General features: G+C 34.0%; 22 protein-coding genes and 1 pseudogene. 17 read left to right on the top strand and 6 right to left on the bottom strand.

Going from position 1 to position 26,695, the window contains the following annotated elements; translation table 11 throughout:
• Nucleotides 1–2 precede the first annotated feature (2 nt).
• From BOQ62_RS04940 to BOQ62_RS04905, 9 genes are all read left to right on the top strand, one after another.
• Nucleotides 3–785 (top strand): glycosyltransferase family 2 protein, encoded by a 783-nt coding sequence (locus BOQ62_RS04940; RefSeq protein WP_129037600.1) that lies wholly within the window; start codon nt 3–5, stop codon nt 783–785.
• A gap of 192 nt (nt 786–977) precedes the next feature.
• Nucleotides 978–1,400, top strand: coding sequence for a polysaccharide deacetylase family protein (locus tag BOQ62_RS04935; protein ID WP_129037598.1), 423 nt, complete (start codon nt 978–980; stop codon nt 1,398–1,400).
• A 203-nt stretch (nt 1,401–1,603) separates the two neighbouring features.
• A complete protein-coding gene (locus BOQ62_RS04930) occupies nt 1,604–2,350 on the top strand; it encodes a glycosyltransferase family 2 protein (RefSeq protein WP_129037596.1) in 747 nt (248 codons plus the stop codon).
• Between the two features lie 4 nt (nt 2,351–2,354).
• Nucleotides 2,355–3,332, top strand: coding sequence for a hypothetical protein (locus BOQ62_RS04925; protein WP_129037594.1), 978 nt, complete (start codon nt 2,355–2,357; stop codon nt 3,330–3,332).
• A 21-nt stretch (nt 3,333–3,353) separates the two neighbouring features.
• On the top strand, nt 3,354–4,343 hold the full coding sequence (locus BOQ62_RS04920; protein WP_129037592.1) for a hypothetical protein: 990 nt from the start codon (nt 3,354–3,356) through the stop codon (nt 4,341–4,343).
• Nucleotides 4,340–5,284, top strand: a complete 945-nt coding sequence (locus BOQ62_RS04915) for a hypothetical protein (protein WP_129037590.1) — start codon at nt 4,340–4,342, stop codon at nt 5,282–5,284. The genes BOQ62_RS04920 and BOQ62_RS04915 overlap by 4 nt, the downstream gene beginning before the upstream one ends.
• Before the next feature lie 5 nt (nt 5,285–5,289).
• The gene (locus BOQ62_RS22970) at nt 5,290–5,718 is read left to right on the top strand and encodes a hypothetical protein (protein WP_228413718.1); all 429 of its coding nucleotides are present in this window, start codon (nt 5,290–5,292) and stop codon (nt 5,716–5,718) included.
• A 13-nt stretch (nt 5,719–5,731) separates the two neighbouring features.
• Nucleotides 5,732–6,499 carry a glycosyltransferase family 4 protein gene (locus BOQ62_RS22965; RefSeq protein WP_228413716.1) on the top strand — a complete coding sequence of 256 codons (768 nt, stop codon included), beginning with the start codon at nt 5,732–5,734 and terminating at the stop codon, nt 6,497–6,499.
• 167 nt (nt 6,500–6,666) lie between these two features.
• Nucleotides 6,667–8,097, top strand: coding sequence for an MAC/perforin domain-containing protein (locus BOQ62_RS04905; RefSeq protein ID WP_129037588.1), 1,431 nt, complete (start codon nt 6,667–6,669; stop codon nt 8,095–8,097).
• Between the two features lie 122 nt (nt 8,098–8,219).
• Here the strand turns inward: BOQ62_RS04905 and BOQ62_RS04900 are convergent, their stop codons facing one another.
• The 5 genes from BOQ62_RS04900 to BOQ62_RS04880 form a co-directional block, all read right to left on the bottom strand.
• The gene (locus BOQ62_RS04900; RefSeq protein WP_228413714.1) at nt 8,220–9,047 is read right to left on the bottom strand and encodes a glycosyltransferase; all 828 of its coding nucleotides are present in this window, start codon (nt 9,045–9,047) and stop codon (nt 8,220–8,222) included.
• Between the two features lie 635 nt (nt 9,048–9,682).
• Nucleotides 9,683–10,492 carry a glycosyltransferase family 2 protein gene (locus BOQ62_RS04895; protein ID WP_228413712.1) on the bottom strand — a complete coding sequence of 270 codons (810 nt, stop codon included), beginning with the start codon at nt 10,490–10,492 and terminating at the stop codon, nt 9,683–9,685.
• A 13-nt stretch (nt 10,493–10,505) separates the two neighbouring features.
• A complete protein-coding gene (locus BOQ62_RS04890) occupies nt 10,506–11,783 on the bottom strand; it encodes a hypothetical protein (RefSeq protein WP_228413710.1) in 1,278 nt (425 codons plus the stop codon).
• Between the two features lie 341 nt (nt 11,784–12,124).
• Nucleotides 12,125–13,513: an MAC/perforin domain-containing protein gene (locus BOQ62_RS04885; protein WP_129037584.1), complete on the bottom strand. Its 1,389-nt coding sequence runs from the start codon at nt 13,511–13,513 to the stop codon at nt 12,125–12,127.
• A 209-nt stretch (nt 13,514–13,722) separates the two neighbouring features.
• Nucleotides 13,723–15,153, bottom strand: a complete 1,431-nt coding sequence (locus BOQ62_RS04880; RefSeq protein WP_129037582.1) for an MAC/perforin domain-containing protein — start codon at nt 15,151–15,153, stop codon at nt 13,723–13,725.
• Between the two features lie 434 nt (nt 15,154–15,587).
• Between BOQ62_RS04880 and gltX the strand changes: the two genes are divergently transcribed.
• Both gltX and BOQ62_RS04870 read left to right on the top strand, forming a co-directional pair.
• On the top strand, nt 15,588–17,096 hold the full coding sequence (gene gltX, locus BOQ62_RS04875; protein ID WP_129037580.1) for a glutamate--tRNA ligase: 1,509 nt from the start codon (nt 15,588–15,590) through the stop codon (nt 17,094–17,096).
• Nucleotides 17,097–17,145: 49 nt separating this feature from the next.
• A complete protein-coding gene (locus BOQ62_RS04870; protein ID WP_047435651.1) occupies nt 17,146–18,102 on the top strand; it encodes an acetyl-CoA carboxylase carboxyltransferase subunit alpha in 957 nt (318 codons plus the stop codon).
• A gap of 66 nt (nt 18,103–18,168) precedes the next feature.
• Here the strand turns inward: BOQ62_RS04870 and BOQ62_RS04865 are convergent, their stop codons facing one another.
• A complete protein-coding gene (locus tag BOQ62_RS04865; protein WP_129037578.1) occupies nt 18,169–18,942 on the bottom strand; it encodes a DUF6759 domain-containing protein in 774 nt (257 codons plus the stop codon).
• Between the two features lie 145 nt (nt 18,943–19,087).
• On the opposite strand from BOQ62_RS04865, the gene tsf reads away from it, so the two are divergent.
• The 6 genes and pseudogenes from tsf (at nt 19,088) to BOQ62_RS24050 (ending at nt 26,673) form a co-directional block, all read left to right on the top strand.
• Nucleotides 19,088–19,912: a translation elongation factor Ts gene (tsf, locus tag BOQ62_RS04860; protein WP_129037576.1), complete on the top strand. Its 825-nt coding sequence runs from the start codon at nt 19,088–19,090 to the stop codon at nt 19,910–19,912.
• 198 nt (nt 19,913–20,110) lie between these two features.
• Nucleotides 20,111–21,397: pseudogene (locus BOQ62_RS24240) on the top strand (IgGFc-binding protein); the annotation flags it as partial.
• Between the two features lie 1,880 nt (nt 21,398–23,277).
• Complete coding sequence (locus BOQ62_RS24235; protein ID WP_410494180.1) at nt 23,278–23,460, top strand: T9SS type B sorting domain-containing protein; 183 nt, start codon at nt 23,278–23,280, stop codon at nt 23,458–23,460.
• Between the two features lie 79 nt (nt 23,461–23,539).
• On the top strand, nt 23,540–24,973 hold the full coding sequence (locus tag BOQ62_RS22960; RefSeq protein ID WP_228413706.1) for an IgGFc-binding protein: 1,434 nt from the start codon (nt 23,540–23,542) through the stop codon (nt 24,971–24,973).
• 110 nt (nt 24,974–25,083) lie between these two features.
• Entirely contained in the window at nt 25,084–26,361 is a 1,278-nt protein-coding gene (locus BOQ62_RS22955) for a gliding motility-associated C-terminal domain-containing protein (RefSeq protein ID WP_228413702.1), read from the top strand.
• 141 nt (nt 26,362–26,502) lie between these two features.
• Nucleotides 26,503–26,673: a hypothetical protein gene (locus BOQ62_RS24050; RefSeq protein WP_164976680.1), complete on the top strand. Its 171-nt coding sequence runs from the start codon at nt 26,503–26,505 to the stop codon at nt 26,671–26,673.
• Nucleotides 26,674–26,695: the final 22 nt, after the last annotated feature.

Genomic DNA, 26,695 nt, shown 5'->3' with positions numbered 1-26,695 from the left:
AAATGCCAATCTCCCTTGCAATCATCACTTATAATGAAGAAGAGAACATCGTAAGACTTTTAAATTCTCTTGCAGATACAGCAGATGAAATTATTATTGTTGATAGCTTTTCTACAGATAAGACCAAAGAGATTTGCACCCAGCAATATCCTCAGATAAAATTCTTTGAGAAAAAATTTAATGGGTATGGTGAACAAAAAAACCATGCCCTTAATTTATGTTCTCATGAATGGGTTCTGTTTCTGGATGCTGATGAAGTTCCTGATGAAGACATGAAAAAATCCATAAAAAAGATCGTTTCTTCAGAAAATCCGGAATTCAATGTTTATATGGCCAAATTCAACAACCATCTCGGGATACACCTGATTAAATATGGAGGATGGGGAAATGTCTACCGTGACAGGCTTTTCAAAAAAAAATGTGCCCGATATTCTGATGACAAGGTACATGAATTTTTAATTACCGATCAAAAATCCGGACTTCTGGATGGAAGGCTGGATCATTACACGTACAAAAGTATCCACCATCATGTCTCAAAAATCAATAAATATTCTGATATGATGGCGGAAAAAATGTTTGAAAGAGGAAAAAAAATCAATAGATTTAAAATCATTGTAAGCCCTATTTTTGAATTTATCAAGGTATTTATTTTCAAACGAGGTTTTCTGGATGGATTTCCTGGATTTTACATTGCCAAAACAATGTCTTATTACACTTTTTTGAAATACATTAAATTACGTGAAAAAATAAGACTGTCAGAAAATGAACAAAATACAGTAAAGTAATATGATTCTGTATAGTATTTCTGTTGTACTGACGGTATTTATCGTTGTCTATTTCCGTCTCTATCTCTTTGCTTTTCCGTGCAACAGACTCATCATTCTCATGTACCATCAGGTTGAAAAGGAAAGCCATGAAGATCTTACAGTCAATTTAAAAAACCTTGAACAGCAGTTTTCATATTTAAACCGTAAGAAATACACCTGCCATTTTTTTCCGAACTTCATATTTCAACAAAAAAAAATATTATTATTACCTTTGATGACGGATATAGAAATAACCTTGAATATCTGCCGTCTTTATTGAAGAAATACAATCTGAAGGCTACCATTTTTATCCCAACAGGATTTATAGAAAACGGATATAAAAATTATCAGATGATGACCTTTGATGAGATCCGGAATCTGGATAAAAAATATTTTGAGATTGCTCTTCACACTCATACCCATGAAAACCTCAAAAACAGATCTTTTGATCTTATAGAAAAAGATCTGGAAAAGAACATGCAAATTCTTGATGCTCACGGCATAGCATATTCAAAGGTTTTAGCATATCCATATGGTAAATACCCTAATAAAGGAAAGGAAAAAACTGTATTCTTTTCTATTTTAAAAAAATAGGAATTGATTTTGCAGTAAGAATTGGAAATAGAGTTAATTACTACCCAACCCGGCATCCTTATGAACTATGCAGAGTTGATATAAAAGGCAAAGATTCGATAATAAAGTTCAAATTAAAACTTATCTTTGGCAGATTAAAACTATTTTAAAAAACAATTTTAAGGAAGCGTTTTAGGTACTTCCTTATATAATAAACCGTTGTGATGAATATAAGTGGTTTGATCATAACATATAACGAAGAAAAAAACATACGGGAAGTACTGGAGTCTTTTGATATTTGTGATGAAATAATAGTAGTAGACTCTTTTAGTACAGATAAAACTGTAGAAATTGCGAAAGAATTCCCTAATGTAAAGGTGATTCAACATAAATTTGAAGACTTTACAAAGCAAAGGAACCTGGCTTTGGGTGCAGCAAAAAATGACTGGGTTTTATTTTTGGATGGTGACGAAAGAATTACTCCGGCCCTGAAAGAGGAAATTATTGATGAGCTGAATAAACCAAGGCAAAAAGATGCCTACTATTTTTACAGGAAGTTCTTTTTTGCCCAGAAACCCATTCACTTTTCAGGAACACAATCTGATAAAAACTTCAGACTGTTCAGAAAATCGAAGGCCAGATATATGGCAGACAAAAAAGTACATGAAACTCTGGAAGTAGACGGAAGTATTGGGGTTTTAAAAAATAAATTACTACATTACTCCGTTTCAGATTATGAGTCATACAGAGAAAAGATGATTCATTACGGAGTTTTAAAGGGGAAAGAACTGGCTGCAAAAGGGAAAAAGTACAGTGTTTTAGTTCAATATCTTAAAACAGCTTTTAAATTCTTTAAAGCCTACATAATGAAATTAGGTATTTTAGACGGAAAAGAAGGGTATCAGTTATCTTACCTGCAGTCTTTAAGCGTTTATGAAACCTATGAATCATTAAAAAAAGAGCAAAATTAGTTGAATGAAGATTTGTATCATTAGTTATGATTTTTGGGATTATGATAAGTATATTGTTGAAACATTATGCAAAAGAGGTATTGATGCCCATCATATAAAGATCAGTACCGTTACTCATTCCAACTTCAATGAAAGAGCTGTAAATGCTTTAAGCAAAACTTTTTTAAATAAAAACCTTAAGACTGAAAAAAGACAAAAGTATGTTCTTGATTCTCTGGAAAAACTAGGACATCAGGATCAGATACTGGTGATGAATCCAGATACATTTGATCTTTCTACGCTTCAAAAAATCCGCAAGTATACAGACCGTCTGGTTACTTATCTTTATGACAATCTTGAAAGAGTTCCTGTAGAAGATAAACTGTACCTTTTTGACAAAGTATTTTCCTTTGATCATATAGATGTCAAAAAACATGGGTTTGAAAAATTAACGAATTACATTTATCTGCCTCACTGCATAAAAGAAAACCAGCATCCGGAAATGGATCTTTTCTATATCACATCTTATGATAACAGAAGGGTGACGCTGATCAAATTACTTGCTAAAAAACTGATTGAGCAGGGACTAAAATTTCAGATTATGATTATTGGTAAAAAATCATGGAAACATCAGTTAGCGAATATCTTCATGACGGTACCTAAAAACCTTTTCCTGATTTTCAGTATCAAAAAGATTCCTCACGATGATCTTCCTAAATACTATAAGAATTCAAGGGTTTTATTAGACCTTATGCGCGAAGGGCAATATGGGCTTAGTTTCAGGATATTTGAAGCCATGTCTCTGGAGAAAAAAATCATTACTGATAATGAAGCCATTAAAACCTATGATTTTTACAACCCCAATAATATTTTGATTTTAAACAAAAATATTAGTAATCTTGACAAATCTTTCTTTGAGAAACCCTATGAAAAAATTCCGGAGGAAATCTACTCCCGATACACTCTGGACAGTTGGGTAGATAGAGTTTTCCAATTATCCTAAATATATTGTTTATTTAAAATCATGCTTACATATACAGATCAATCTAAAATCATCATATTTTGTCCTCCAAACAGTGTTACAGGAGGTCCCGAAGCATTGCATCAACTTGCTGATAAGCTATATCACTTAGGAGTTAAAAATGTATTTATGCATTATATTCCCCAGAGAAAAAATGCAAAACCTGTCAATTATAATGTTTATACTACAAGAGAAATTGAAATTGTAGAAGATAAGCCTGAAAATATACTGATTATACCGGAATCTATGACTTTTCTGGTAAAGAAATACCCTGAAAGCCAAAAGGTAATTTGGTGGTTAAGTGTAGATTTTTATAAAATCTTAATGGATCATAGAATACGGAGACAGAGTTTCCTCACCAAATTATTTTACAAGCAAAACGATAAAGAATATCATTTTGAACATTTACCAAAAGTTTTTCAATGGGCTCAGTCTTACAGATCTTCAATTTATATAAAAGATCATGGCATTCCTGCCAACCAGATAGATTTTGTTTGTGATTATATCAATCCCAGCTTTTTAAAGAATACAAATCGAATCGAAAAAGACCTTTCTAACAAAACCATTTTATACAATCCAAGAAAAGGGAAAAAAGAGGTTTCCGAATTAATTAAAAATTCTCCTGACTTATGCTGGATTCCTGTACAGAATATGAATGCGGATCAAATTAAAGATTTGATGGCAAAGTCATTATTGTACGTTGATTTTGGGGAAAACCCGGGAAGAGATAAAATGTTGAGAGAATCTGTATCTCAGGATTGTTGTATTATTTCCGGAAAAAACGGGTCTTCTGCATTTTATGAAGATTTGATGATTCCTGATGAGTACAAATTCAATTTCAGTGAAAAGACAATACCTGAAATTATTGCAAAAATAAAAGAGGTTTTAGACAACTATTCTGATCATATTTCACAATTTAGCACCTATAAAAATATGGTTTTGAATGAAGAAATTGCTTTTGAAAACAAGTTGAAAGAAATATTTACAAAATGACACCAAAGAAAATTACTTTAATCTACCCTTTTGCGTATGGTTATCTTGATTTTGTTGTTCAGGAGCTCAAATCTCATCACATTATAGTTACTGATATTAAAACAGACACTATAAAATACAAGTACCCCAATATTTTTCTGAAAGTCTGGAACGGAATTACCAAATTATTTGGGAGTAACATTAAAAAAAAATATTTCAATCAACAGGTTTTACATCAGATAAAGGAGAAGCAGGATATTATTTTTGTGATCAGACCTGATATGCTGGATGATTCTTTATTAAAACAATTAAAGAGCAATACGAAGACATTTACAGCTTACTTATATGACAGTTGTAAAAAATTTCCGAGACAACTTGAAATAGCTCATTTTTTTGACGAAATTTACTCCTATGAAAAAGAGGACATCAAAAAATATAATTTTATTGAAACTTCCAATTTCATCTATGATAAAACTTTAGAACCCGAAGAAATTCAATATGATATTTTCAATGTTTCTTCTTATGACTCCAGAATTGATGAGATTAATTCTATTTCAAAGATCTTGGCAGAAAACGGATTAAACATTTATTTTGTATTATTTTGGTATGACAAGTTAGAATATCCTCATTTGATTTCAACCACAAGATATCTTTCCCTTGATGAAACTAAGAAATTGATTGCCCAATCTAAAGCAATGATTGACATTCAGAGACAGGATCAGAAAGGATTATCTTTCAGAACGTTTGAAAGTTTAGGTTATCGGAAAAAATTGATCACCACCAATACAGCGGTAAAAGAATACGAATTTTATCACCCCAATAATATATTAATTATAGATAGCAGCAGCTTAAATCCTGATGAGATCAAAAATTTTCTGGAACTTGATTATCAACCAATTTCTCAAGATATTATTGATAAATACAGTGTCAAAAATTTTACAAAGACAATATTCAAATTATAAAGATCATGGGTATCAAAAGAAAAATAAAAAATTATATATACTTAAAGAGACATTATCCTTTATCTATAAAGAACATTACTCACGATCCTAATAAAAAGAATGTTCTCATCGTGGACAGTCAGATTCCTACATTTGATAAAGATTCTGCATCTAATAGAATTACCGAAATTGCAAAGTTTTTGGGTAAGCACTATAATGTATATCTGATGGATTGGAGAAAGGCTATTCCCAAACTGGAATCAAAGAAATACATTCAGAACTTAAACGACCATAATGTAATGGTTTACACTCCTTTTATAGGTAAATATGGTATTATGAAAGGTAAAAAGCACTTTATCAATAGCCTTCTTCCAAAATTGGACTTTGTATGGTGCCACAGACCTGAACTTTTCGAACATTATTTAGATTTTTCAGAAAAAAGCCCCACAGGCTAAGATTGTTTATGATATGGTGGATATCCATTATCTTAGAATGGAAAGAGGTCTTGAAATAAAATATGATAAAAACAGAGCCAAAGAACTGGTATATTATAAGCATATAGAAACTGAACTTTGCAAGCAGGCTGATAAGATAGCAGTAATCAGTGATAAAGAAAAAGAGTTTATGACTTCTTTTGTAGATCAATCGAAACTTTTTACGGTAAGTAACGTTCATAATTTAAAAGTAAAACCTGAAGATATGCCTCCATTCGAAAAACGAAATGGTATTTTCTTTATCGGAACTTTTTTACACGATCCTAATGTAGATGCTGTGGAAATTCTTTATCATCAGATTATGCCTTTGGTATGGAAAGTTTTACCAGATCTAAAGATCACTATTATTGGACCGGAAGCTCCGGAAGCTATTGAAAAAATGAATTCAGATAGATTTGAAATTGCAGGTTTTGTAGAAGACATTATCCCCTACTACGAAAAATGTTTTGCTTCTGTTTCACCATTGAGATTTGGAGCAGGGGTAAAAGGTAAAATCGGCCAGGCTTTAGAATACACTCTTCCAGTATTAACTACTGAAATTGGAGCAGAAGGTATGTTTTTAGAAAATGGAGTTACTGCATTAATTTCAGGAAATGAAGATTATCAAAAGTTTGCAGATAATATCATTGAAATCTGCAGCAATAAATCGACCTGGAATACCCTGCATAATAATTCCGAGAAAGCTATTTATCCTTTTTCTATTGAAGCTCAGAGAGAAGAAATTTTTGAACTACTGAAATAATTTTCTAAATAAAAGAACTGATTAATGTTTCCCATTTTTGGGAAACATTTTTAATTTAGTATGCATAAAAGATTTTTTAAAACTTAACCAATGTACAATTCTCTGCTTAAAGAAATAAAAAAAATCCTAATTTTGCACCATTAAAATTTTAAATAAATTTGTATTTTATGGTAAAAAAAATTGTTTGTTCATTATTTCTGAGCATTACTCTTGTAAATTGCTCCAGTGAAATAATTTCTTCAGATGAAGCTGAACCATTTCAAGATAAGGAAAAAATAAACAGATCAGTCGCAAAAGTTGTATTATCTAACAACTTTAATGCTTTGGGATTTGGATATGATGCAACAGGGAGATATGCAAATATTGAATCCACAAGGCTACAAGTTATTGATACTGAAAAATTCAACAACTTAGATCCTGGCCACATGGATATTAAAGTAGGTACTGAAGAAAACTTTGAGTATACTTTCGGCACAAATTCTGTTGAGTATTCAAATGAATTAACTCTTAAAGCGGGGTTCTCTGCAAGTTTATTTAAACTATTTACAGCTGAAGTTAAGAGTTCTTTTGGTAGTACAGAAGCTTATAAAGGAAGTATGTCACTTGCAAATGCAACTAAATACATTATCCAGAAAAGGCTTAAGCTTGTCTCTAATAATGAAAATCTAAGAAATAATTATTTATCTCAAAACTTCATTGATGATGTAAATACATTATCTCCTGAAGCATTAGTAAATTATTACGGAACACATGTTGTAACTAGTGCTGTATTAGGTGCTAAATTCTCGATTTCATATCAAACACAAACCCGTAGTGATAAAAAAACAGAAGCTCTTGCAGCAGGATTCGCAGCAAATGCTTTATCAAAATTATGGTCTGCAAATATTGATTATTCTTACAATTCTAGTGAAGCAAAATATAATTACAATCAAAAAGTAAATTACAGATCTGTTGGAGGAGATGGGACTCAGGCATTAATCGGAGAAATTGTTCTTGACAATACGACTCCTGTTAAACTTAATATTAATCAATGGCAAAGTACTTGTACATTACAAAATGCAACGTTAATTGATTTTGGAGATACAGGGTTGATTCCTTTATATGAATTTATTAGTGATGCTAATAAAAGAGCACAAGTACAGAGTTACATTACTCAGTATTTGCAAAATAATTCTACACAAATTTCTCTGGATAAAGTTCCGATTTACAGATATTTTAGTGCAAATATGAATGATCATATTTATGATCCTCAAGCAAATGTCATTTCATATGATAATACTTGGGTTAAAGAAAAGGTAGCATTTTATGGTTATAATTATCCTGCTCCAAATACTGTAGCAGTGTATAAATATTTTATTCCTAGCTTAAATGATCACGTATACTATACAGATCCTTATTTACAGTTTTCTGATGCAAATGTAAGAAATGAAGGAATCATTTTCTATGTTCCAAATCAGTCTGTTACAGGAGCAAAACCAGTATATAAATATTATAATAGTCAAATGAAAGATCATATTTTTGAACTTAATCCTAATATTACTCAAATAGATAATACATGGATTAGAGAAAATATAGTTTTTAATGCATTTGAAAATTAAGTATTATAATATTTAATTTGAGTCGTCCTAAAATAGGTTGTCAGTTAATCAACTTATATTAGGAAAAGATCAAGAATAAAAAAGGGGACATTTTAACAAAATCCCCTTTTTTATTAAACTGATTAAGAAATATATTCTTCTATAAGTAACCTCCATTCTTGAAGCATTTTCTCATGAGTAAACCTGTTCATTTCAAAATGAGAATTTGTTCCCAACTTTGAGCGTAAAATTGGATCGGCCATTATTTTTTTAAGAAAAAATATTAATTCTTCTGTATTCTGAGCAAGAAAACCCGTAATATTATGTTTGATTAATTCATTGACACCAGAACAATTCATAAATCCTAAGACAGGAAGCCCTATTGACATGGCTTCAGCAAGAGCTAATCCAAAACCTTCATATTTGCTTGGGAAAATAAAAATATCAGCTTCTTTTAATTTTGATATGGGATTATTCGTAAAACCATTTAAAAAAATTTTAGTCTGCAAATTGTACTCCTTAATTTTTTTATTCAAAAAGTCAAAATCATTTCCAACACCCCAGAAATGAAGCTCCCAGTTTGGAAATTCTTTTACAATCTCAGCAAACACTTCAATGGCAATGTGTTGTTGTTTACAATCGGTTGATAAAGTACCTATATGTATGATTTTATATTTTTCTTTTTCAATAGTAAGATTTACAATTTCACTTTCATCAAATTGCGGAACTGGATTGGGAATAACAAAGGTCTTACCTTGGAAAGTTTCCGGTAAGAAATCTTTATAACTGTCAAAAAGGATTTGAATAGCAGAAAGATGTCTATAAGATTCTTTTAAGAGATATATTTCTTTTTCACTTCTAAACCAAAGAATATCTGAATAATCATAATCTGGTCTTCCATTGACAGAATTGATAATAGGAATTGTATATTCATTCTCATAAGTGATTTCCAGTAAAGAACTGATAGACATGGTAATAATTACATCTGGTTTTACTGAATCAATATATTTTTTCCACGCCTGAGATCTGTTTTTAAGATTAAATTCATACAAACCATCCGATCCTTCCATTCTCTTAAGGAGTTGCCTGTTAAAAAATTTCGCCTGCTTTTTCTTGACTTTAGAATGTAGCCATAGAAAAGGATTTTTTCCTTTATAATTATGTAATTTTTGTAAATTCTCCTGGATTACATTAGGATCAAATATATTGGTAATCCTAATTGCTTTATCCAAAGGAAAAATAGCGGTTCCCGAAATATTTTGATTTGTAGCTATTTCAACCTCATAACCAGACCCCGCAAAATGATTAGCTAAAAAGCTGCATATTTTTTCAGTTCCTCCTGAACCGTTGATAAAATCTTTATGTTGTATTAATAAAATTTTCATTTCTTACAAACTTTCACTGATCCTTTTCCTTAAACTTCTTCTTAATTTCTTCAATGGAATTAACTTTATTAAAAATAAGTAAAGTTTTTTCTTTGCTAAACGTTCTTTGGAATACTTAGTATAAAACTTATCAAAATCAGAAACACTATCGGCCTTGATAAAATAACGAAAAGGTTTACTAAGCAATCTTTTTTCTTCTACTGAAAGATAAGGCAAAATTTTCAACATATAGTTTTTGATAAGACTATGTAAAAAAATTTTTGCTGACTATCCAAAGGCATCTCCAAATATCTGAATTCAAATGGTTCATGCTCTATAAATAAAGCTAAGTGAAGTGCTTTTGTTTTATAAAGTTGATATCGTTCATAAAAATTATCCAAAATTTGCAACCAAGCAGGAATCTGCTGAATAACTTTATCTGAATTTTTATTAATTGTTAAATGATTTTGATCTTCATGATGTCTGTAATGATAAATTCCTTTAGTGTTGGTACCGATATTTTCAGTTAATGCAATTAACTGATGAGAAAACAATCCGTCTTCACAAGGTTGAATACCTGCAGGAAATTTTATATCAGAATATTTTTCCAAAAAGCCAAGACGCAAAAGTTGTGCCCAAGTGGGGAGCGCCGGAGCATGAGGCAGTCTTTTACAAAACTCTTCTCCTATAATCGTAATATCATTATTTTGCTCTTTAGCAGCAACATAGGATGTCTTCAAAAATTCCCGATCAATAGTATCATCAGAATCCATAAAAAAGATATACTCTCCAATGGCTTTAGATAACCCAAGATTTCTAGCTATCGAAACTCCCGAGTTGGCCTGACTAAAATATTGTATTCTAGAATCATTATTTTGGTATTCTTCACAGATTGAAGCAGAATCATCTACACTTCCATCATTTATTAAAATAAGCTCAAATTCTTTCAAACTTTGATTAAGAACACTTTCAATTGTTTCAACTAAAAATTTTTCTGCATTGTAAACCGGTATAATTACAGTTACAAATATTTTATTTTTCTCTACAATCATCAAACGAAGTTAACTAATTTGAAAGAAAGTCATCTAATTTTTGCTTACTGAGTTGAAACTCTCTATATTTAAACACTCCTGTTTTATATGCAATAACCGCCCCGAAATTAATTACCTCATTCGTAGTTATCATTGGAAAAATACAAGATCTGTATGCATTATTTTTCACTAATAATTTAGGAAACACTTTAAAATTAAGACCATCTTTGGAAACGGCCAAATAAAGACTATCTGCAGTATATTTTCTCACATCGCCTGCTGCTATACACAAGAAATAATATCCGTCTACATAAGTAGCCTGAATATGCCATGGCGCATCAGAAGAATTCACATCTGTCCAGGGTTTATTGATAAAATTTACAACTTTGCTCTTTTTAAAAATTGAAAAATCTAAACCATTATCAGAAGTTCTTCTTATAACATAAGAAGCTTCATTTCCAGGAAAATTGTGACTTATATTGTTCTCGACTTCAAAACTTACATAATTTTTTCCTGTATAGACAAAACTAGGAGAAATCATATGATTATTATTTGGAGAGTAGGGATAGCTGCTTTTATAAACAACTTCAAGCGGACTCCAGGAAACTCCATCTGTAGAAGTTTGTCTTACAATCGTTCTTTGTGAATTTGTAAGAAGCTTTTTAAAATTATTTGTGCTTTTTGCTCCTCTTGCTTTTAGGGCTTTGGCTTTTATCATGCTACCTCTATAATATAATGAAAATCTACCATTTTCGTAAATCCAATCTACATCAGACCAAAATCCCTGTATAGGATCTTGTTTATTTTCAGCAAAACTTTCAGCTTTGGAAACTGTTCTCTGAAGTGGTGATTGAACTCCATTGGGTGGCCTCCAGTTTAATCCGTCATTTGATACAACAATTGTTGGGTTTTCATATCTCTTAGAGTCAGGTTCTATACCAACTGTTCCAAAATATGGAGTAAAAACCATCCAGTATTTATATCCATTAAACCCATTGGGAAAATACTGAACGTCAGGATGACAGTATCCGAAGTTCGGTGCGTTGATGTCTTTTCTAAACGCTGCTTTGCTTTGTCCAGGATAATTTCCATTAGCTATTACATCAATATTTATAGTTCCAATATCGGTCAAATAAGCATCTGTTAACCCTGAATAATTTTTGTTATTATTAGTTATCGGATCTACATTTTCAGCAAATAAATTATCTTCTTGTGTGGAACAAGAAAATAAAAAAGCAAAAAAAATAACCAGAAATATATTTTGCTTACTCATATGTATTAACATCCTTGCAGGAAATAGATATATTGACATTAATCATTTTCTTATCTGCTATATATACATGAGAAAATAACAGTTGGCCATCAGGATAAATTACACTTTGAACAGCATAATTTGGAATGAAAACACACTCATTACAAGGCAGTTTTAACATATTCAGCTAATTTTTGCGAATATAGACAAAATACTTTTTCAAAACTAAAGCAACATAAAAATTTCAAAATTTCAGTTATTATATCATTACTTTTCAGTTTTAATTGTTATACGTAATCTTATCAACGAAAATATTTTATAGATATCTATCTTCTTTTTATTGTAAAAACCGCCTCAAAACTGAGACGGTTTTTTTGTTGTAAAATATCAATATTTTTTAATTAATAGGCATAGAATTCAATTCCTTCCTTAACATACCCTGATGGTGTTGCACTGGATCTTGAATAGTAATGATCTTTACCATTCCAATATTGATAGATTGGAACTGTATTAGGCTGCTGAGTAGAAAAAGCATTGAACTCAATTCCTTCGTCTACATACCCCGAATAATATCCCGGAGTTTTTGTGTAATAATGATCTTTACCGTTCCAATATCTATAAATAGGAACCGTGTTTGGAGCTTTATATAAAAATGCATTGAATTCTGTTCCCTCATAAGAATATCCGCCGTAGCTTCCCGGAGTTTTTGTATAATAATGATCTACTCCGTTATAATATCTGTAAATCGGGATGGTATTGAATTCCATATACACTTTATTATCGATCAGATATTGATCTACATATGCCTTAAGCTGAGCTTTCTTAGTTGCATCTTTCACTAAATCATAGATGATAACCAATCCGTTGCTTCCAAAATCTACCAAAACTGAGTTGCTTGTATTAGAGCTGTTCTGCCAATTGGAAATGTTGATTTTAGGATTTGTCTGATCAAGATTAAGATCTCCAATCAAACCTTTTGAAGGATCTCCTCCTCTTGTTTTATACGCTAGTTTTTTAGAATAGTTCATAGAAGATTCTGAAGTATTCACATCGTTTGTTACATCTACATCAAAAATGTCTTTCATTCCAACTTTCACTCCAATTCTTGCTGCACGGTCACGGCTTTGGCTTCTTGTTTCTGCCTGGAATAAAACATCAAGTTTTGCTCCTGTATAAATATCAAGCGTTACGTGAGTTCCATAGTCCTGTACGATTTGTTGTGGTGTTTTTGTCTGTAGATCCTGAACAAATTCAGGAGTAAGATAGTCTCCCAACATATCTGTAGTGGCATTGAATCTTACTCTTTTTTGCTTAATAGTAAGATTATAACTTCCGTAGATATACTTCCCTTCAAACTTATTGTTGGTAGTTACGGCAGAATTGAATCCTACAGAAAGTGTTTTCTTGAATAATGGAATACCGGCAGTAGCATTTACTTTGGTAGAAACCATTTTAGAATAAGATTCAGCATTTTCACCATATTCTTCAGTATATTCCTGCGAGAATGTGTTTTCGCTGATCAATCTGTTGCTCTGTTCAACTTTAAAACGATCAATATCGATCACTTTAAAACCGGCTGCTGTTGCGTTAGCATATTCTCCGGCCACATTATAACCATGTCCTAAGACATCATAAATTCCGTCTCCTGCAAATTTGGATGCAGCCAATCTGTTATTAGCCTTTGCCGCCGGGCTTTCAGGTATTACCTCACTGTTGAGTTCTTCTGTAGAACAAGAACTCATAAAAAGCATCAGCAGAGAGCTGAAGCAAAATAAAATCTGTTTTTTCATGATTATTTAATAAGTTTCCGCAAATATAATATTCATCAATGAGTGAAAAAATTATTAAATAATGATATATATCATTATTTAGTGAATTTAATGATTAATTAAAATACAGTTCATTAACCAATACAGCATAGCTGAAAATAAAAGGTGAAGCCAGAAAGTCTGACTTCACCTAAATGTATAACCAAATTGATTTAATATAAATCCAAAAATTAGTTAGCAGGAATATAGAAAGCGATTCCTTCTTTTACCCAGTAACTTGTTGGCCCAAGGTTAGGATTCACTGTCAGATAATGATCTGATTGATTTCTTGCTTTATAGTTGTAAACCGGAACTCTGTCTGCTCCCGGATCTTTATACGCATAAAATGCTACCCCCATATACACATCCCAATAAGAAGAGGGCTGCAATGTGCTTGATTGTGTAAAGTAATGGTGCGCTCCAGAATTACTTTTGAAACAGTAAATAGGAACTGTATTAGGCGCTTTATATTCAAAAACTTTGAATGTTGGCCCTTCATTCGTCCAATAACTTGATGGACCAAGATTAGTGTTAAAACTAAAATAATGGTTACTATCCGGCTGGTTTTGGTAACCATATAACATTTTGGTATTATACTCTAATGAAATCTGGTTATCCGTTAAATACTGATCTACATATGCTTTAAGCTGAGCCTTTTTAACAGGATCTTTTACCAGATTGTAAATAACAACCAATCCATTATTTCCAAACTCTACCAACACAGAATTATTGACCGTAGAGCTGCTTTGCCAGTTTGCAATATTAATTTTTGAGGTAGTTTCATCTAAATTCAACTCTCCAACCAGACTTTTCGAAGGGTCTCCACCTCTAGTTCTATAAGATAGCTTATTATTAATATTTTTACTATACTCTGCTGTATTTACATCATTGGCTCCTTCTACATTAAATATTTTAGACATTCCAACCTTAATTCCAATTCTTGCAGCACGGTCGCGGCTTTCGTTAGTTGTTTCAGACTGGAACATGATGTCCATTTTAGCTCCAGTATAAATATCAACCATTACATGAGTACCGTAATCCTGTACAATCTGCTGAGGAGATTTAGTTTGCAAATCCTGCGTAAACTCAGGAGTTACATAGTCAGCAAGCATATCTGTTGTAGCGTTAAATCTTAGTCTTTTCTGCTTAATTAAAAGGTTATAACTCCCGTAGATATATTTTGCATCAAATTTATGGTTGGTAGTAACTGCTGAGTTAAACCCTACTGATAAGGTCTTTTTGAATAAAGGAATTCCTGCAGTAACATCTACTTTCGTAGAAACCATTTTGGAATAACCTTCTGCATTCTCTCCATATTCTTCCACATACTGCTGCGTATTTGCATTTTCCGAAACCAGTCTGGCCGCCTGCTCTGTTTTGAATCTGTCGATATCAATTACTTTAAAACCAGCAGAATTTGCGTTAGCATACTCACCAGCTGCATCAAAACCGTGTCCTAAAACATCATAAACACCGTCTCCTGCAAATTTAGCTGCAGATAAACGATTAGCTTTTGCCGGGCTATCAGGAGTCGCAGTTTCATTGTTCAGATCTTCTGAAGAACAAGACCCCATGAAAAGCATCAGCGCAGTGCTGAAGCAAAATAAAATTTGTTTTTTCATAGTATTATTTTAAAATTCCTCACAAATATAAACTTCAAAACTGAGTGAAGTACATATTTACAACTGACATATATCATCAATATGTGATTTTAATAATTGCTTAACCATCCATTAATAAAGGGCTTTATAATCACAAATAAGTGATTTAATAAACAAATCCAGTTATCGCAACAAACTTGAACAGATCATAAAAAGAATACTAAAATTAATTCAATAATTCTTGTTTACAGATTCAACTTCTACAACATGATTTTCATGAATTGTAATATTTAGATTAAAAATTACCCGAAAATATAGCGTGAGACAGTTAAAACAACATTTGAAGAAAATTTAAAGAAATAAATACAAAAGTTAGAATCAAAAAGCGAATACCTGGTCAGAAATCAGTCCGTAAACGCATAATTTTAAGTAAATTTGCAAAAATTAAAATTGAAATGGAGAAAGTAAGAGTACGTTTTGCTCCAAGTCCTACAGGACCGTTACATTTGGGAGGCGTAAGAACTGCATTATATGATTATCTTTTTGCTAAAAATCAAGGAGGAGAATTTGTATTGAGAATTGAAGATACCGATACTGCCAGATATGTAGAAGGAGCTGAAGAATATATTGAAGAAGCATTAGAATGGTGTGGAATCATCCCTGATGAGAGTCCTAAAAAAGGAGGAAAATATGCTCCTTACAGACAATCTGAAAGAAGAGACATCTACGATCGATATACAGAACAGATCTTAAAGACAGACTATGCTTATATCGCTTTTGATACCGCAGAAGAATTAGATGCTATTCGTTCAGAGTACGAAGCGAAAGGTGATGTTTTCTCCTATGATAATAAAACCAGAAACGGTCTTAGAAACAGCCTTACCCTTTCCGAAGAAGAGGTTAAAAGATTGCTGGATGAAAAAACTCCTTATGTCGTACGATTTAAAATGCCTGTTGACAGAATATTAAATCTTGAAGATATTATCCGTGGAAAATTTTCTGTTAATACCAATACTTTAGATGATAAAGTGTTAGTAAAGAATGACGGAATGCCAACTTATCATTTCGCTAACATTATTGATGACCACGAAATGGAAATTTCTCACGTAATCCGTGGAGAAGAATGGCTGCCGTCTTTAGGCCTTCATACTTTATTATATGAAGCAATGCAATGGCAAGCACCACAATTTGCACACCTATCTCTAATTTTAAAGCCCGAAGGAAAAGGGAAATTAAGTAAAAGAGACGGAGACAAATTCGGGTTTCCTGTATTCCCTCTTGATTTCAAAGACCCTGCTACAGGGATAGTTTCTAAAGGATACAGAGAAAATGGTTATCTTCCTGATGCTTTCATCAATATGGTAGCATTATTGGGATGGTCTCCTGCTGATGATAAAGAAATTCTTCCATTAGAAGAGATGATCAAAGAATTTGATCTTCATAAAGTGCATAAAGCGGGCGCAAGATTCAGTAAAGAAAAATCTGAATGGTTCAACCATCAGTATATTCAAATGAAATCTGATGAAGAGCTTCTTCAGATCCTAAAAAATACAGATCTTAATCTTTCCGGTGCTTCTGATGAAAAGCTATTGAAAGTAATTCAGCTAATGAAAGAAAGAGCTACTTTCCCGAAAGACATCTATGAAAACGGAAAATTTTTCTTCGAAGCTCCTCTTTCTTATGATGAAAAAGCATCGAAAAAAGCTTGGAATGATGATACATCTGGTATTTTAGGAGAATTAGCCTCTGCTTTTGAATCTACAGACTTTGCCGCTGAAACATTAAAGCAAAAGATGCATGATTTCGCTGAAAGTAAAGGATTAGGCATGGGGAAAGTAATGATGCCTTTACGTTTGTCTTTAGTAGGAGAACTGAAAGGACCAGATGTACCGGACATTCTGGAAACTCTTGGTAAAGAGGAAAGTATCGCCAGAATAAAGAATGCTATAAATAATTTTAACTAAAATAACCATAATTTTTCATACATTTGAAAGATTTAATTTACTTCAAGAAATGGAATATTTAAGTTTCGAACTTCCTATCAAAGAATTGATGGATCAATACCAGACGTGTTCTTTAGTAGGAGAAGAAAGTGGTGTTGATGTAAAATTAGCATGCAGCCAGATTGAGGATAAGATTTTAGAAAAGAAAAAAGAAATCTATTCAAATCTTACACCTTGGCAGAGAGTACAACTGTCCCGTCACCCGGATCGTCCTTATACACTGGACTACATCAACGGAATGGCAGACAAAGGCAGTTTCTTAGAACTTCATGGAGACAGAAATTTCGCTGATGATCCGGCAATGATTGGAGGATTGATTACCCTTGATGGTCAAAAAGTAATGATCATAGGGACTCAAAAAGGAAGAACAACTAAAGAAAGACAGCACAGAAGATTTGGAATGCCAAATCCGGAGGGATACAGAAAGGCTTTAAGACTAATGAAGCTTGCTGAAAAATTCAATATCCCTGTAGTAACTTTAGTAGATACACCGGGAGCTTACCCAGGATTGGAAGCTGAAGAGAGAGGACAAGGTGAAGCTATTGCAAGAAATATTTTTGAAATGGTACAGCTGAAAACCCCGATTTTCACTTACATCATCGGAGAAGGAGCCAGTGGTGGAGCATTAGGAATAGGTGTAGGAAATAAGGTATATATGTTGGAAAATACATGGTATACAGTAATTGCTCCGGAAAGCTGTTCTTCTATCTTATGGAGAAACTGGGATCACAAAGAAGATGCTGCTAATGCATTGAATCTTACCCCGGCAGATGCCTTAAGAGAGAAGTTCATCGACGGGATCATTGAAGAGCCGCTTGGAGGTGCTCATTATGATCAGGAGACTACTTATTTGAACCTGAAAAATTCAATTTTACAAAATATCAAAGCTTTCTCCAAATTTACAGGACAGGAGCTTGAAACCCAAAGACAGGACAAATTCATTGCAATGGGTCAGTTTAAAGGATAAAAAAATAAAAGGTTAAGAATTTCTTCTTAACCTTTTTTCTTTAGCTTTCTTCTATCTTATTTGATTCTATTCTGCAACGTTGAGTGCAATTTCAATATCCTGAGTAATTTTCTTCAAAGCAGAATACTTGGCATCACATACTGAGGTTGTCATTACATATTCTCCTTTATCAACAAGAATGAAATTCTCTCCTTTTGCAGGAACTGTCAGATTATAATATTTTTTACCACTTATCTTTACAATAAGATTACAGGCAGATCTATTTTTAATATTCACATATGCTTCATTCTTATTCAAATCATTATTAAAAAGATGGGTAAGCATAGCTGCTGTTTTTTTATTTTCTTCACTAGGTCCAGCTTTAGAAGTTCCTGCACTTTTTGCTGAGCCTGTAGAACCTGCCGATGCAAAACTAGTTGTTCGTCTTTCTTCTTTTAAAGCTTCAATAGCGGCAGCTGTATTATCAGAGACAGGCTTACCATTAACGGTCTTTGCACCATTCGCAGCAATCGTTTTGCCATTGTTAAGCTCATTATTTTTTACGATATTTTCAATCTTTTCTTTACTGATTGGCCTGATGGTTGGCTTCGCTTCAGGAGAATTACCCGCCATAATAATATCAATAAGTTTTCTTTTAAAATAATCTGTTTTAGCATGCCCGGGGTTCTGTTTCAGAAAACCGGCAATCACTCTGGCTTCTTTTGAAATCTCAGCTTCCTGCTCTGTATAAATGATGACTGTTTCTTTTTCAACAACAGCTTTAGATTTTGTTTTTTTCTTTTTTTGGGAAAATCCAAGAGAGAAAATGCATATAAATAGGAGGAATAAGATTTTTTTCATTAATCAAATCTTTAAAATAGTATTAAATATATTAATAACGTGAAAAGTCATTTTTTAGTTTATCATTAAAATCATTATCTTTGCACTGCTCTAAATTTAAGCTAAAAATTAATACTAATCTTAAATAAAAAAAATAATAGATATTATGTCTTATACACCAGCTGCTGCAGACGTAGCAAAATTGAGAAACCAAACAGGTGCAGGTATGATGGACTGCAAGAAAGCTCTAGTTGAAGCTGAAGGAGACTTCGAAAAAGCGGTAGATATCCTTAGAAAAAAAGGACAAAAAGTTGCTGCTAACAGAGCTGACAGAGAATCTGCTGAAGGTGCTGTAATCGCAAGAGTAAACGAGGACAACACTTTAGGTGTAGTAATCTCTCTAAACTGCGAAACTGACTTCGTTGCTAAAAATGAAGCGTTCATCGAACTAGCTTACGAAATTGCTGAAATGGCTATCTTCGCTGCTACTAAAGAAGAGCTTTTAGCTACTGACTTCCACGGAATGACTGTTGCTGAAAAATTAATTGAGCAAACAGGAGTTATCGGTGAGAAAATCGAAATCGGATCTTTCGAAAGAATCCAGGGAGATTTCTTAGGAGCTTATATCCACGCTGGAAACAAAATTGCTGCAATCTCTTCTCTTTCTGCTAAAGTAGACGGAGCTGACGAAGCTGCTAAAGCTGTTTCTATGCAGGTTGCTGCTATGAACCCAATCGCTTTGGACGAAACCAGAGTTTCTCAGGAAACTATCGATAAAGAATTAGAAATCGAAAGACACAAACTTACTGAAGAAGGTAAGCCTGCAAACATTATCGATAACATTCTTAAAGGTAAAATGCAGAGATTCTACAAAGACAACACTTTGGTACACCAGGATTTCATTAAAGACGGAAGTATCTCAGTTGCTGATTACGTAAAATCTGTAAACGCAGACCTAAAAGTAACAGGATTTGTAAGAGTAAGCCTATAAGCTAACCCTTTTCAAAAAATATAGAATCCCGGTGAAATTCACCGGGATTTTTTTATTCCAGAAAAGCATGTGATTATTAACGCAATATGACGGGAATTTTAAATATTCAGCAAATACAGAATAAACGTTATTTCAAAACTTTTTTTGCATAAAAAATTGATTATTAATGTTTAAATTTGCGGCCCCTTATAATAACGCATGAAAAAACTTCTACTAGCTTTTTGCACTTTTCTTTGTTTATTTGTAAATGCCCAATTGGATTCTGAGCATTGGATTGCTCCTATGTCTGCAAGCAGTCTTCTCGGAACTCCGAAAGGTTACCTTTATCTTTCAACCAATGAAACAACACCTTTCTCTGTACAGGTATTTAACAATAACAATGTATTTTCTACCGTTCAGGTGAGCAAAGGAAATCCGGTTCAGGTAACCATCCCGAACAATATGATGATCTCCTCTACTCCATCCGGACTGTTTACTTCCTCTTCAATGGGATTATATGTAAAAGGAAGCAAAAAATTCTTTGCCAGCTACAGATTTTCTGTGCAGGATCAGGCTGAATTTATTACTTCAAAAGGATTAGCAGGACTTGGGAAAACATTTTTTGTTGGAATGGCTCCCAATACAACTGCCAAACCCTACGTAAACTCAACGATTGGAGTTACAGCAACAGAAGATAATACCACGGTAACTTTATCAGGATACAACCCTGCTGTTGTTTTCTCTGATGGTATTTCAGCTCCATCAAGAACTTTTACCATCAATAAAGGAAAATCATATATCCTCGAGGCGCAGAGCAATCTCAATCCTAATAATTTAACAGGATTGGTAGGTGCAAAAATTGTTGCCAACAAACCTATTTCTGTCACGAACGGAAATTTCAATAGTATCTATACCACTCAAAACAATACCAATGTAGATGTATTGATGGATCAGGCTGTTCCTGTAGAAAGATTGGGTAAAGATTTTGTGATGATGAAAGGAAACGGTCCTGCCAATTCCGGAATGGAAGTAGCTGTAGTGATTGCTACGGTAAATAATACAAAGCTTACGGTAAACGGAACGCTTTTGAACAGTGTTACTCTGAATGCGGGACAATATTATGTTGTTCAGGGAACAAATTACATCAACCAAGGAAACGGAAATTATAATATGAGTATTTCCGCAAATAACAATGTCTATGTATATCAGCTTCTGGCAGGAACTTCTACAGGTACTGTTTATGCTACAGGAGGAATGAATTTTATTCCGCCTTTAAGCTGTTTCTTACCTAAAGAAATCAACGAGATAGGATTTATTAATAAAATCGGGAATGACACCTTCAATACCAGACTTAATATCATTACTCAGGCAGGTGCTGCAGTAACGATCAATGGAAACCCTATTGCAGCAGGTACCGGTCCTGCTCCAGTGACAGGAAATCCGAACTGGGTTACTTATACTATTCCAAGTGTGACGGGAAATATTACTGTAGGTTCTACAAAACCAGTTACGGCAGGTATTGCTGCAGGAAACGGAGCGGTAGGATATGGAGGATATTTCGCCGGATTTTCTTCTGTTCCAGTGATTACAAAAACCGGAGACTGCTATAATGGAGTTCAGCTTTCCGTAGAATCTGGTTATGATGCCTACCAATGGTATCTGAACGGAAACCCGATTACAGGAGCTACTACCCCAATCATCAATCCTGATCTATACGGCTCCGGAATATACACCTGCTATATCACCAGAACAAACTGTGAATCCAGGCTTACTGCAGAGTTTGATTATACAGCATGTCCTCCGATCACCACAACTACTTATGAGATCGGATCTTGTAATACCAAAATGATCAATCCTGTATTTAGTAATTCAACCCAAACGATTGATCCTTCTTATACAAATATTATTGTATCACCCACGAACGGAAACGTAAGCATAAATCCGACAACAGGACAACTGATATATACTCCCAATGCTGGTATTACAGCCAATACGACGGATACATTCACTTATTATATCCAGGGGACCGGAAATCCGGCAGCATTTGAATATTTTAAAATAGTAATTAATACCCACGTTTTTCAGGTAAATAATGCTTCATTAAATTCTTGTGCAGCAGCTAACGGAAACGGAACCTTTAATCTTACTACAGCTAATGTAACTTCAGAACCTGGTGCTACAGTAACGTACTTTACCAATGCCAACTTAACAGGGCAGATTACTAGCCCTGCAAACTATTCTGGGCAGGCCGGAACGATATATGCCAATGTAACTTCTATATATGGATGTTCCAAGCTAGCAACCATCACATTAAGTACTTATCCTACTCCTAATATCAATACAAATAACTTCAATGCTGCTATCTGTGATGACAATTTTGATGGGGTTGTAAGTGTTAATTTCACGAATGTAACGCCACAAATTGTAACCAATCCTGCAAGCTTCACCGTAAAATATTATCTTAACCAGGCTGATGCCAATGCCGGAAACAATAATACACTTCCAGCCAACTGGACGTTCACCGCTAATACCACTGTTTATGTAAGAGTATCAGGGGTTGTTGGGGAATGCCCTCCTGCTTTCGGGCAGATCAATTTTACTATCGGAAATAAAATTCCTTTGATTATCAATAATGCACAGACTGATATCTGCGACAATGATCTCAATGGTTCCGAAGCAGTGAATCTTAATGATTATAAAGCTCTATTTACCGCAGATCCAGGAGTTATCTTATCATTCTACACTTCCCTGGCAAATGCTCAGGCTGGCTTAAACCCCATTTCTGCATCACAGACTCTTACTTCATTGACGGGTATTTTCTATGTAAGATTCCAAAGCAGCACTGCATGCCCGAATACAGCTGTTTTAACTCTTACTCTGAAAACTCCAAAAAAATCAGACAAACTGCGTGATCAGGTGATTTGTTCTGATGAAAAAATAATGCTGGATGCAGGTCCCGGCTTCACTTCCTATTTATGGAGTACAGGTGCTACGTCCCCGAGTATTTCTGCAGGACCCGGAACCTATTATGTAGATCTTGGATTCAACGGATGTGTATACCGTCAGTATGTCAATATAACAGCTTCCCAGGCACCTACTATTACTAAAATAGAGGTAACAGGGACTACAGCAACGGTTTTTGTAACGGGAGGAACTGCTCCTTATAAGTATTCATTAAATGGTTTCGACTATCAGAATTCTAATGTTTTCACAGGATTATCACGAGGTCTTCATACAGTATATGTATTGGGTTCTGACAGATGCAGCCATGTAACCAAAGAATTTCTGGTGCTTAACCTCATCAATACCATTACTCCGAACGGAGACGGAATTAATGATGTTCTGAATTATTCAGAATTAAAAATCAAAAAAATGTCACAATTGAAGTGGCAGACCGTTATGGAGCCTCTGTTTATAAGTCTTCTGACAAAAATTATATATGGGATGGAACAGCCAATGGAAGAAATCTTCCTACGGGAACTTATTGGTATATTATCAGATGGACTGAGCCTGACACTCAATTACCAGTTTCGTATTCAGGATGGCTTTTAATTAAAAATCGGGAATAATTTTTTAACATTTATTTAAATTTTATTAAAAGTATTTCATTTTTTATTTTAATTTTGTAGAAATCCTAATTCCATACACATGAAAAGATTTCTACTCAGTTTGGTATTAATTTTTTTGACAATTAATCCACTCTTTGCACAAAGGGATACCGAGCATTGGATTGCTCCTTATTATGACAGTGTTGGAGGGTATAACAATATGCTATACCTTTCCACTGATTCATTAACTCCCATTGATGTAACCGTTTATAACAATAATGCTGTAGTTACTACGGTTACCATCAGTAAAGGTAGCCCGCAAACTTACAAGGTTACCAATAGCCTTATTTCTACAGGTACCACTACTGAAGCGTTCAATGTTGGTAATAAAGGACTGTATTTAAAAGCAGCCAAACCTTTTTACTGTAGCTTAAGACTTGCCCAAAGTGTTCACGGGGAAGTCATTACCAGTAAAGGAAGAGCCGGAATTGGAAAAACATTTTTTGTGGCTACTGCTCCTAATACCAATACCAGCAGCATTCAAAACTTTACAGCAGGTGTCCTGGCTACTGAAGACAACACCAATGTAACAGTATCTTGGAATGCAACTGCCGGAGTGGTTTTTATTAACGGAACACCAACAGGTAATACCCAATCTTTCACATTACAAAAAGGCCAGTCTTTTATTCTTGCAGGATCAGGATCTCAGTCTGCAAACAAGACAGGTTTTATCGGTGCAAAAATAGTTGCTGATAAGCCAATCACACTTACCAACGGAAGCTGTAATGCCAATTTCTCTACTGCCCCATCGGGAAGTGACCCGGTTCTGGATCAGTCGGTTCCGGTTGACAGACTTGGAAATACTTTTGCCATGGTAAAAACAAGATCTACAGCTCCTAACTTAAATATGGAGGGAGGTCTTATTGTTGCTACTGAAGATAACACTCAGGTATTTTTAAATGGCGGAGGTAATTCTGTTGCAACGCTTGCTGCAGGAGAATGGTACAGAATCAATGAAACCAGCTATGTAGCTCAGGGTACTTCAGGACATTCAAATATGTTCATCTCGACTACTAAAAATGTATATTTATATCAATTTATTGGAATTATGGGAAGTGATGCTACCAATGGATTCAACTATATTCCGCCATTGAACTGTTTCCTTCCAAGAAAAATTGACGAAATCGGAAAGATTAACGAGATGCCTATTGGTACCGGAGGAGCGAGTGCAGTTCAGGATATCATTGTAAAACTAAATATCCTAACAGAAACAGGATCTACTGTATTACTAAATGGTATGCCTATAGCTGCAACAGACGGGCCATATCCGGTGGCAGGAAACACTAACTGGGTTACCTATGGAATTACCGGGGTAACTGGAAACATTAATATTACTTCTACAAAAGCTGTAACAGCTGGTATCAACGGAGGATTTAGTTCTGCCGGATACGGAGGTTATTTTGCAGGATTCTCTTCTATCCCTGTAATTGCTAAAAAACAGGAGAATGTGTACCTGGAATTATTCTTGAATTAGATGACGGATACGAAACCTATCAGTGGTACCGTGACGGAGTAGCTATTGCAGGGGCAACAACTTATACGTATACACCTACACAGTCCGGAAATTATACGGTTAAAGTAACAATGGGAACTTGTCCACCTGTTACAACACCTATCTATAAAGTACAAACGTGTTTAAAAGAAACAACACAGGCTCTTAATGCTTGCTCAACTAAAATTATTACGCCTACATTTACTTCTTCCACTCAGACTGTGGTTCCAAGTACAGTAGTAATTTTAACTCCTCCTACAAAAGGAACAGCAGTAGTGAATCCAAACGGAACCATCACTTATACTCCCAATGCAGGATATTTAGGGGCAGACAAAATTGTTTATAAATTCTGTGGAAATTCAGTTGAATTCACAGATTGTGAACAGGTAACATTAAACCTTACTGTAGTACCATTTATCGTAACGGATACTTCTATTAAAGCATGTTGGTATGATGTAGATCCTTATGCTTATTTTGACCTTACAAAAGCTAAGGTAACAGACTATAACGCAGTTACGAAAAAATACTACCGTACTCTGAACGATCTTACAGCAGGGATCAACGAAATTACAACACCTACTAACTTCCCATCAACTGGAGGATTCGTATATGTGAAAGTAACCACTGCTGAAGGATGTACAGCGAATGCAAAAATTGAATTAATTGTACTTCCAATCAAGAAATCTCCAATCCTGGTAGATCAATATATCTGTATGGATGCAAAAACTAATCTTGATGCAGGTTCCGGATATGATTCATACCAATGGAGCACAGGTGCTACTACTTCAGGTATCAGAGATGTAGGAGTTGGAGAATACACTGTAGTTTTAGGTAAAAACGGATGTTTCCTTACTCAGACCGTAAAAGTGAAAAAAGTTGAAGATCCGGTAATCCAAACGATTGAGGTCAACAACAATACAGCAACAGTAATTGTAAGCGGTGGTAAAGCACCTTTCAAATATGCGGTTGACGGAACTGCCAACTGGCAGGATTCAAATACCTTCACAGGTTTGACAAGAGGGCAGCATACTTTCTATGTAAAAGATTTCTATAATTGTACTCCTACTTCTGTAGAAATTACCATCCCTAATCTATTAAATGCCATTACACCTAATGGAGATAACGTAAATGATTATATAGATTACAGTGAGCTTGCTTACAAAGAAAACCTAAGTTTCGTAGTATATGACAGATACGGAAATATGGTATTTACCGGAAATAAGTTCAACAACTACAGATGGGACGGAAAACACTTTGATAAGAAACTGGGAACAGGAACATACTGGTATCATATCACATGGAATGAATCCAACAAAGAAAAGACTCCAATAAAATATACAGGTTGGATTCTTGTTAAAAACAGAGAGTAATAATTAGTTTAAAACTATATTTTATAAGCCACGATTGTATTATCGTGGCTTATTTTGTTAATTCAACACCATATGTCTTAAAATATTTTCATACCCAATGAATTATTCTGTTATTTTTGTAAAAAAACCAATCAACTATACATGAAGAAGACTCTATTAATTTTTCTGCTCTTATTGATACCCATTCACATGCTTTTTGCCCAAAGAGATACAGAACACTGGTTTGCCCCCATGGCAGCCAGATCTCCAAAAGTAGTTACTCCCATGCAGGCACTGTATTTCTCTACAGACTCTACTACGCCTTTACTGTAGATATCTACAGCAATAATACGGT

Source organism: Chryseobacterium sp. CH21, from assembly GCF_004119445.1.
Lineage (GTDB): Bacteria > Bacteroidota > Bacteroidia > Flavobacteriales > Weeksellaceae > Chryseobacterium.
This window is presented reverse-complemented; position numbering and strand designations above follow the sequence as displayed.

What these genes read in the sequence shown, in the direction of transcription:
- BOQ62_RS22960 (WP_228413706.1), top strand. Translation starts at nt 23,540, where the DNA reads ATGAAAAGATTTCTACTCAGTTTGGTATTAATTTTTTTGACAATTAAT.
- BOQ62_RS22970 (WP_228413718.1), top strand. Translation starts at nt 5,290, where the DNA reads ATGGGTATCAAAAGAAAAATAAAAAATTATATATACTTAAAGAGACAT.
- BOQ62_RS04920 (WP_129037592.1), top strand. Translation starts at nt 3,354, where the DNA reads ATGCTTACATATACAGATCAATCTAAAATCATCATATTTTGTCCTCCA.
- BOQ62_RS04900 (WP_228413714.1), bottom strand. Translation starts at nt 9,047, where the DNA reads ATGTCTATCAGTTCTTTACTGGAAATCACTTATGAGAATGAATATACA.
- tsf (WP_129037576.1), top strand. Translation starts at nt 19,088, where the DNA reads ATGTCTTATACACCAGCTGCTGCAGACGTAGCAAAATTGAGAAACCAA.
- BOQ62_RS24050 (WP_164976680.1), top strand. Translation starts at nt 26,503, where the DNA reads ATGAAGAAGACTCTATTAATTTTTCTGCTCTTATTGATACCCATTCAC.
- BOQ62_RS04915 (WP_129037590.1), top strand. Translation starts at nt 4,340, where the DNA reads ATGACACCAAAGAAAATTACTTTAATCTACCCTTTTGCGTATGGTTAT.
- BOQ62_RS04940 (WP_129037600.1), top strand. Translation starts at nt 3, where the DNA reads ATGCCAATCTCCCTTGCAATCATCACTTATAATGAAGAAGAGAACATC.
- BOQ62_RS04895 (WP_228413712.1), bottom strand. Translation starts at nt 10,492, where the DNA reads ATGATTGTAGAGAAAAATAAAATATTTGTAACTGTAATTATACCGGTT.
- BOQ62_RS04890 (WP_228413710.1), bottom strand. Translation starts at nt 11,783, where the DNA reads ATGTCAATATATCTATTTCCTGCAAGGATGTTAATACATATGAGTAAG.
- BOQ62_RS04865 (WP_129037578.1), bottom strand. Translation starts at nt 18,942, where the DNA reads ATGAAAAAAATCTTATTCCTCCTATTTATATGCATTTTCTCTCTTGGA.
- BOQ62_RS04930 (WP_129037596.1), top strand. Translation starts at nt 1,604, where the DNA reads ATGAATATAAGTGGTTTGATCATAACATATAACGAAGAAAAAAACATA.
- BOQ62_RS04880 (WP_129037582.1), bottom strand. Translation starts at nt 15,153, where the DNA reads ATGAAAAAACAAATTTTATTTTGCTTCAGCACTGCGCTGATGCTTTTC.
- BOQ62_RS04885 (WP_129037584.1), bottom strand. Translation starts at nt 13,513, where the DNA reads ATGAAAAAACAGATTTTATTTTGCTTCAGCTCTCTGCTGATGCTTTTT.
- BOQ62_RS04905 (WP_129037588.1), top strand. Translation starts at nt 6,667, where the DNA reads ATGGTAAAAAAAATTGTTTGTTCATTATTTCTGAGCATTACTCTTGTA.
- BOQ62_RS22955 (WP_228413702.1), top strand. Translation starts at nt 25,084, where the DNA reads ATGGGAACTTGTCCACCTGTTACAACACCTATCTATAAAGTACAAACG.
- BOQ62_RS04925 (WP_129037594.1), top strand. Translation starts at nt 2,355, where the DNA reads ATGAAGATTTGTATCATTAGTTATGATTTTTGGGATTATGATAAGTAT.
- gltX (WP_129037580.1), top strand. Translation starts at nt 15,588, where the DNA reads ATGGAGAAAGTAAGAGTACGTTTTGCTCCAAGTCCTACAGGACCGTTA.
- BOQ62_RS04870 (WP_047435651.1), top strand. Translation starts at nt 17,146, where the DNA reads ATGGAATATTTAAGTTTCGAACTTCCTATCAAAGAATTGATGGATCAA.
- BOQ62_RS22965 (WP_228413716.1), top strand. Translation starts at nt 5,732, where the DNA reads ATGGTGGATATCCATTATCTTAGAATGGAAAGAGGTCTTGAAATAAAA.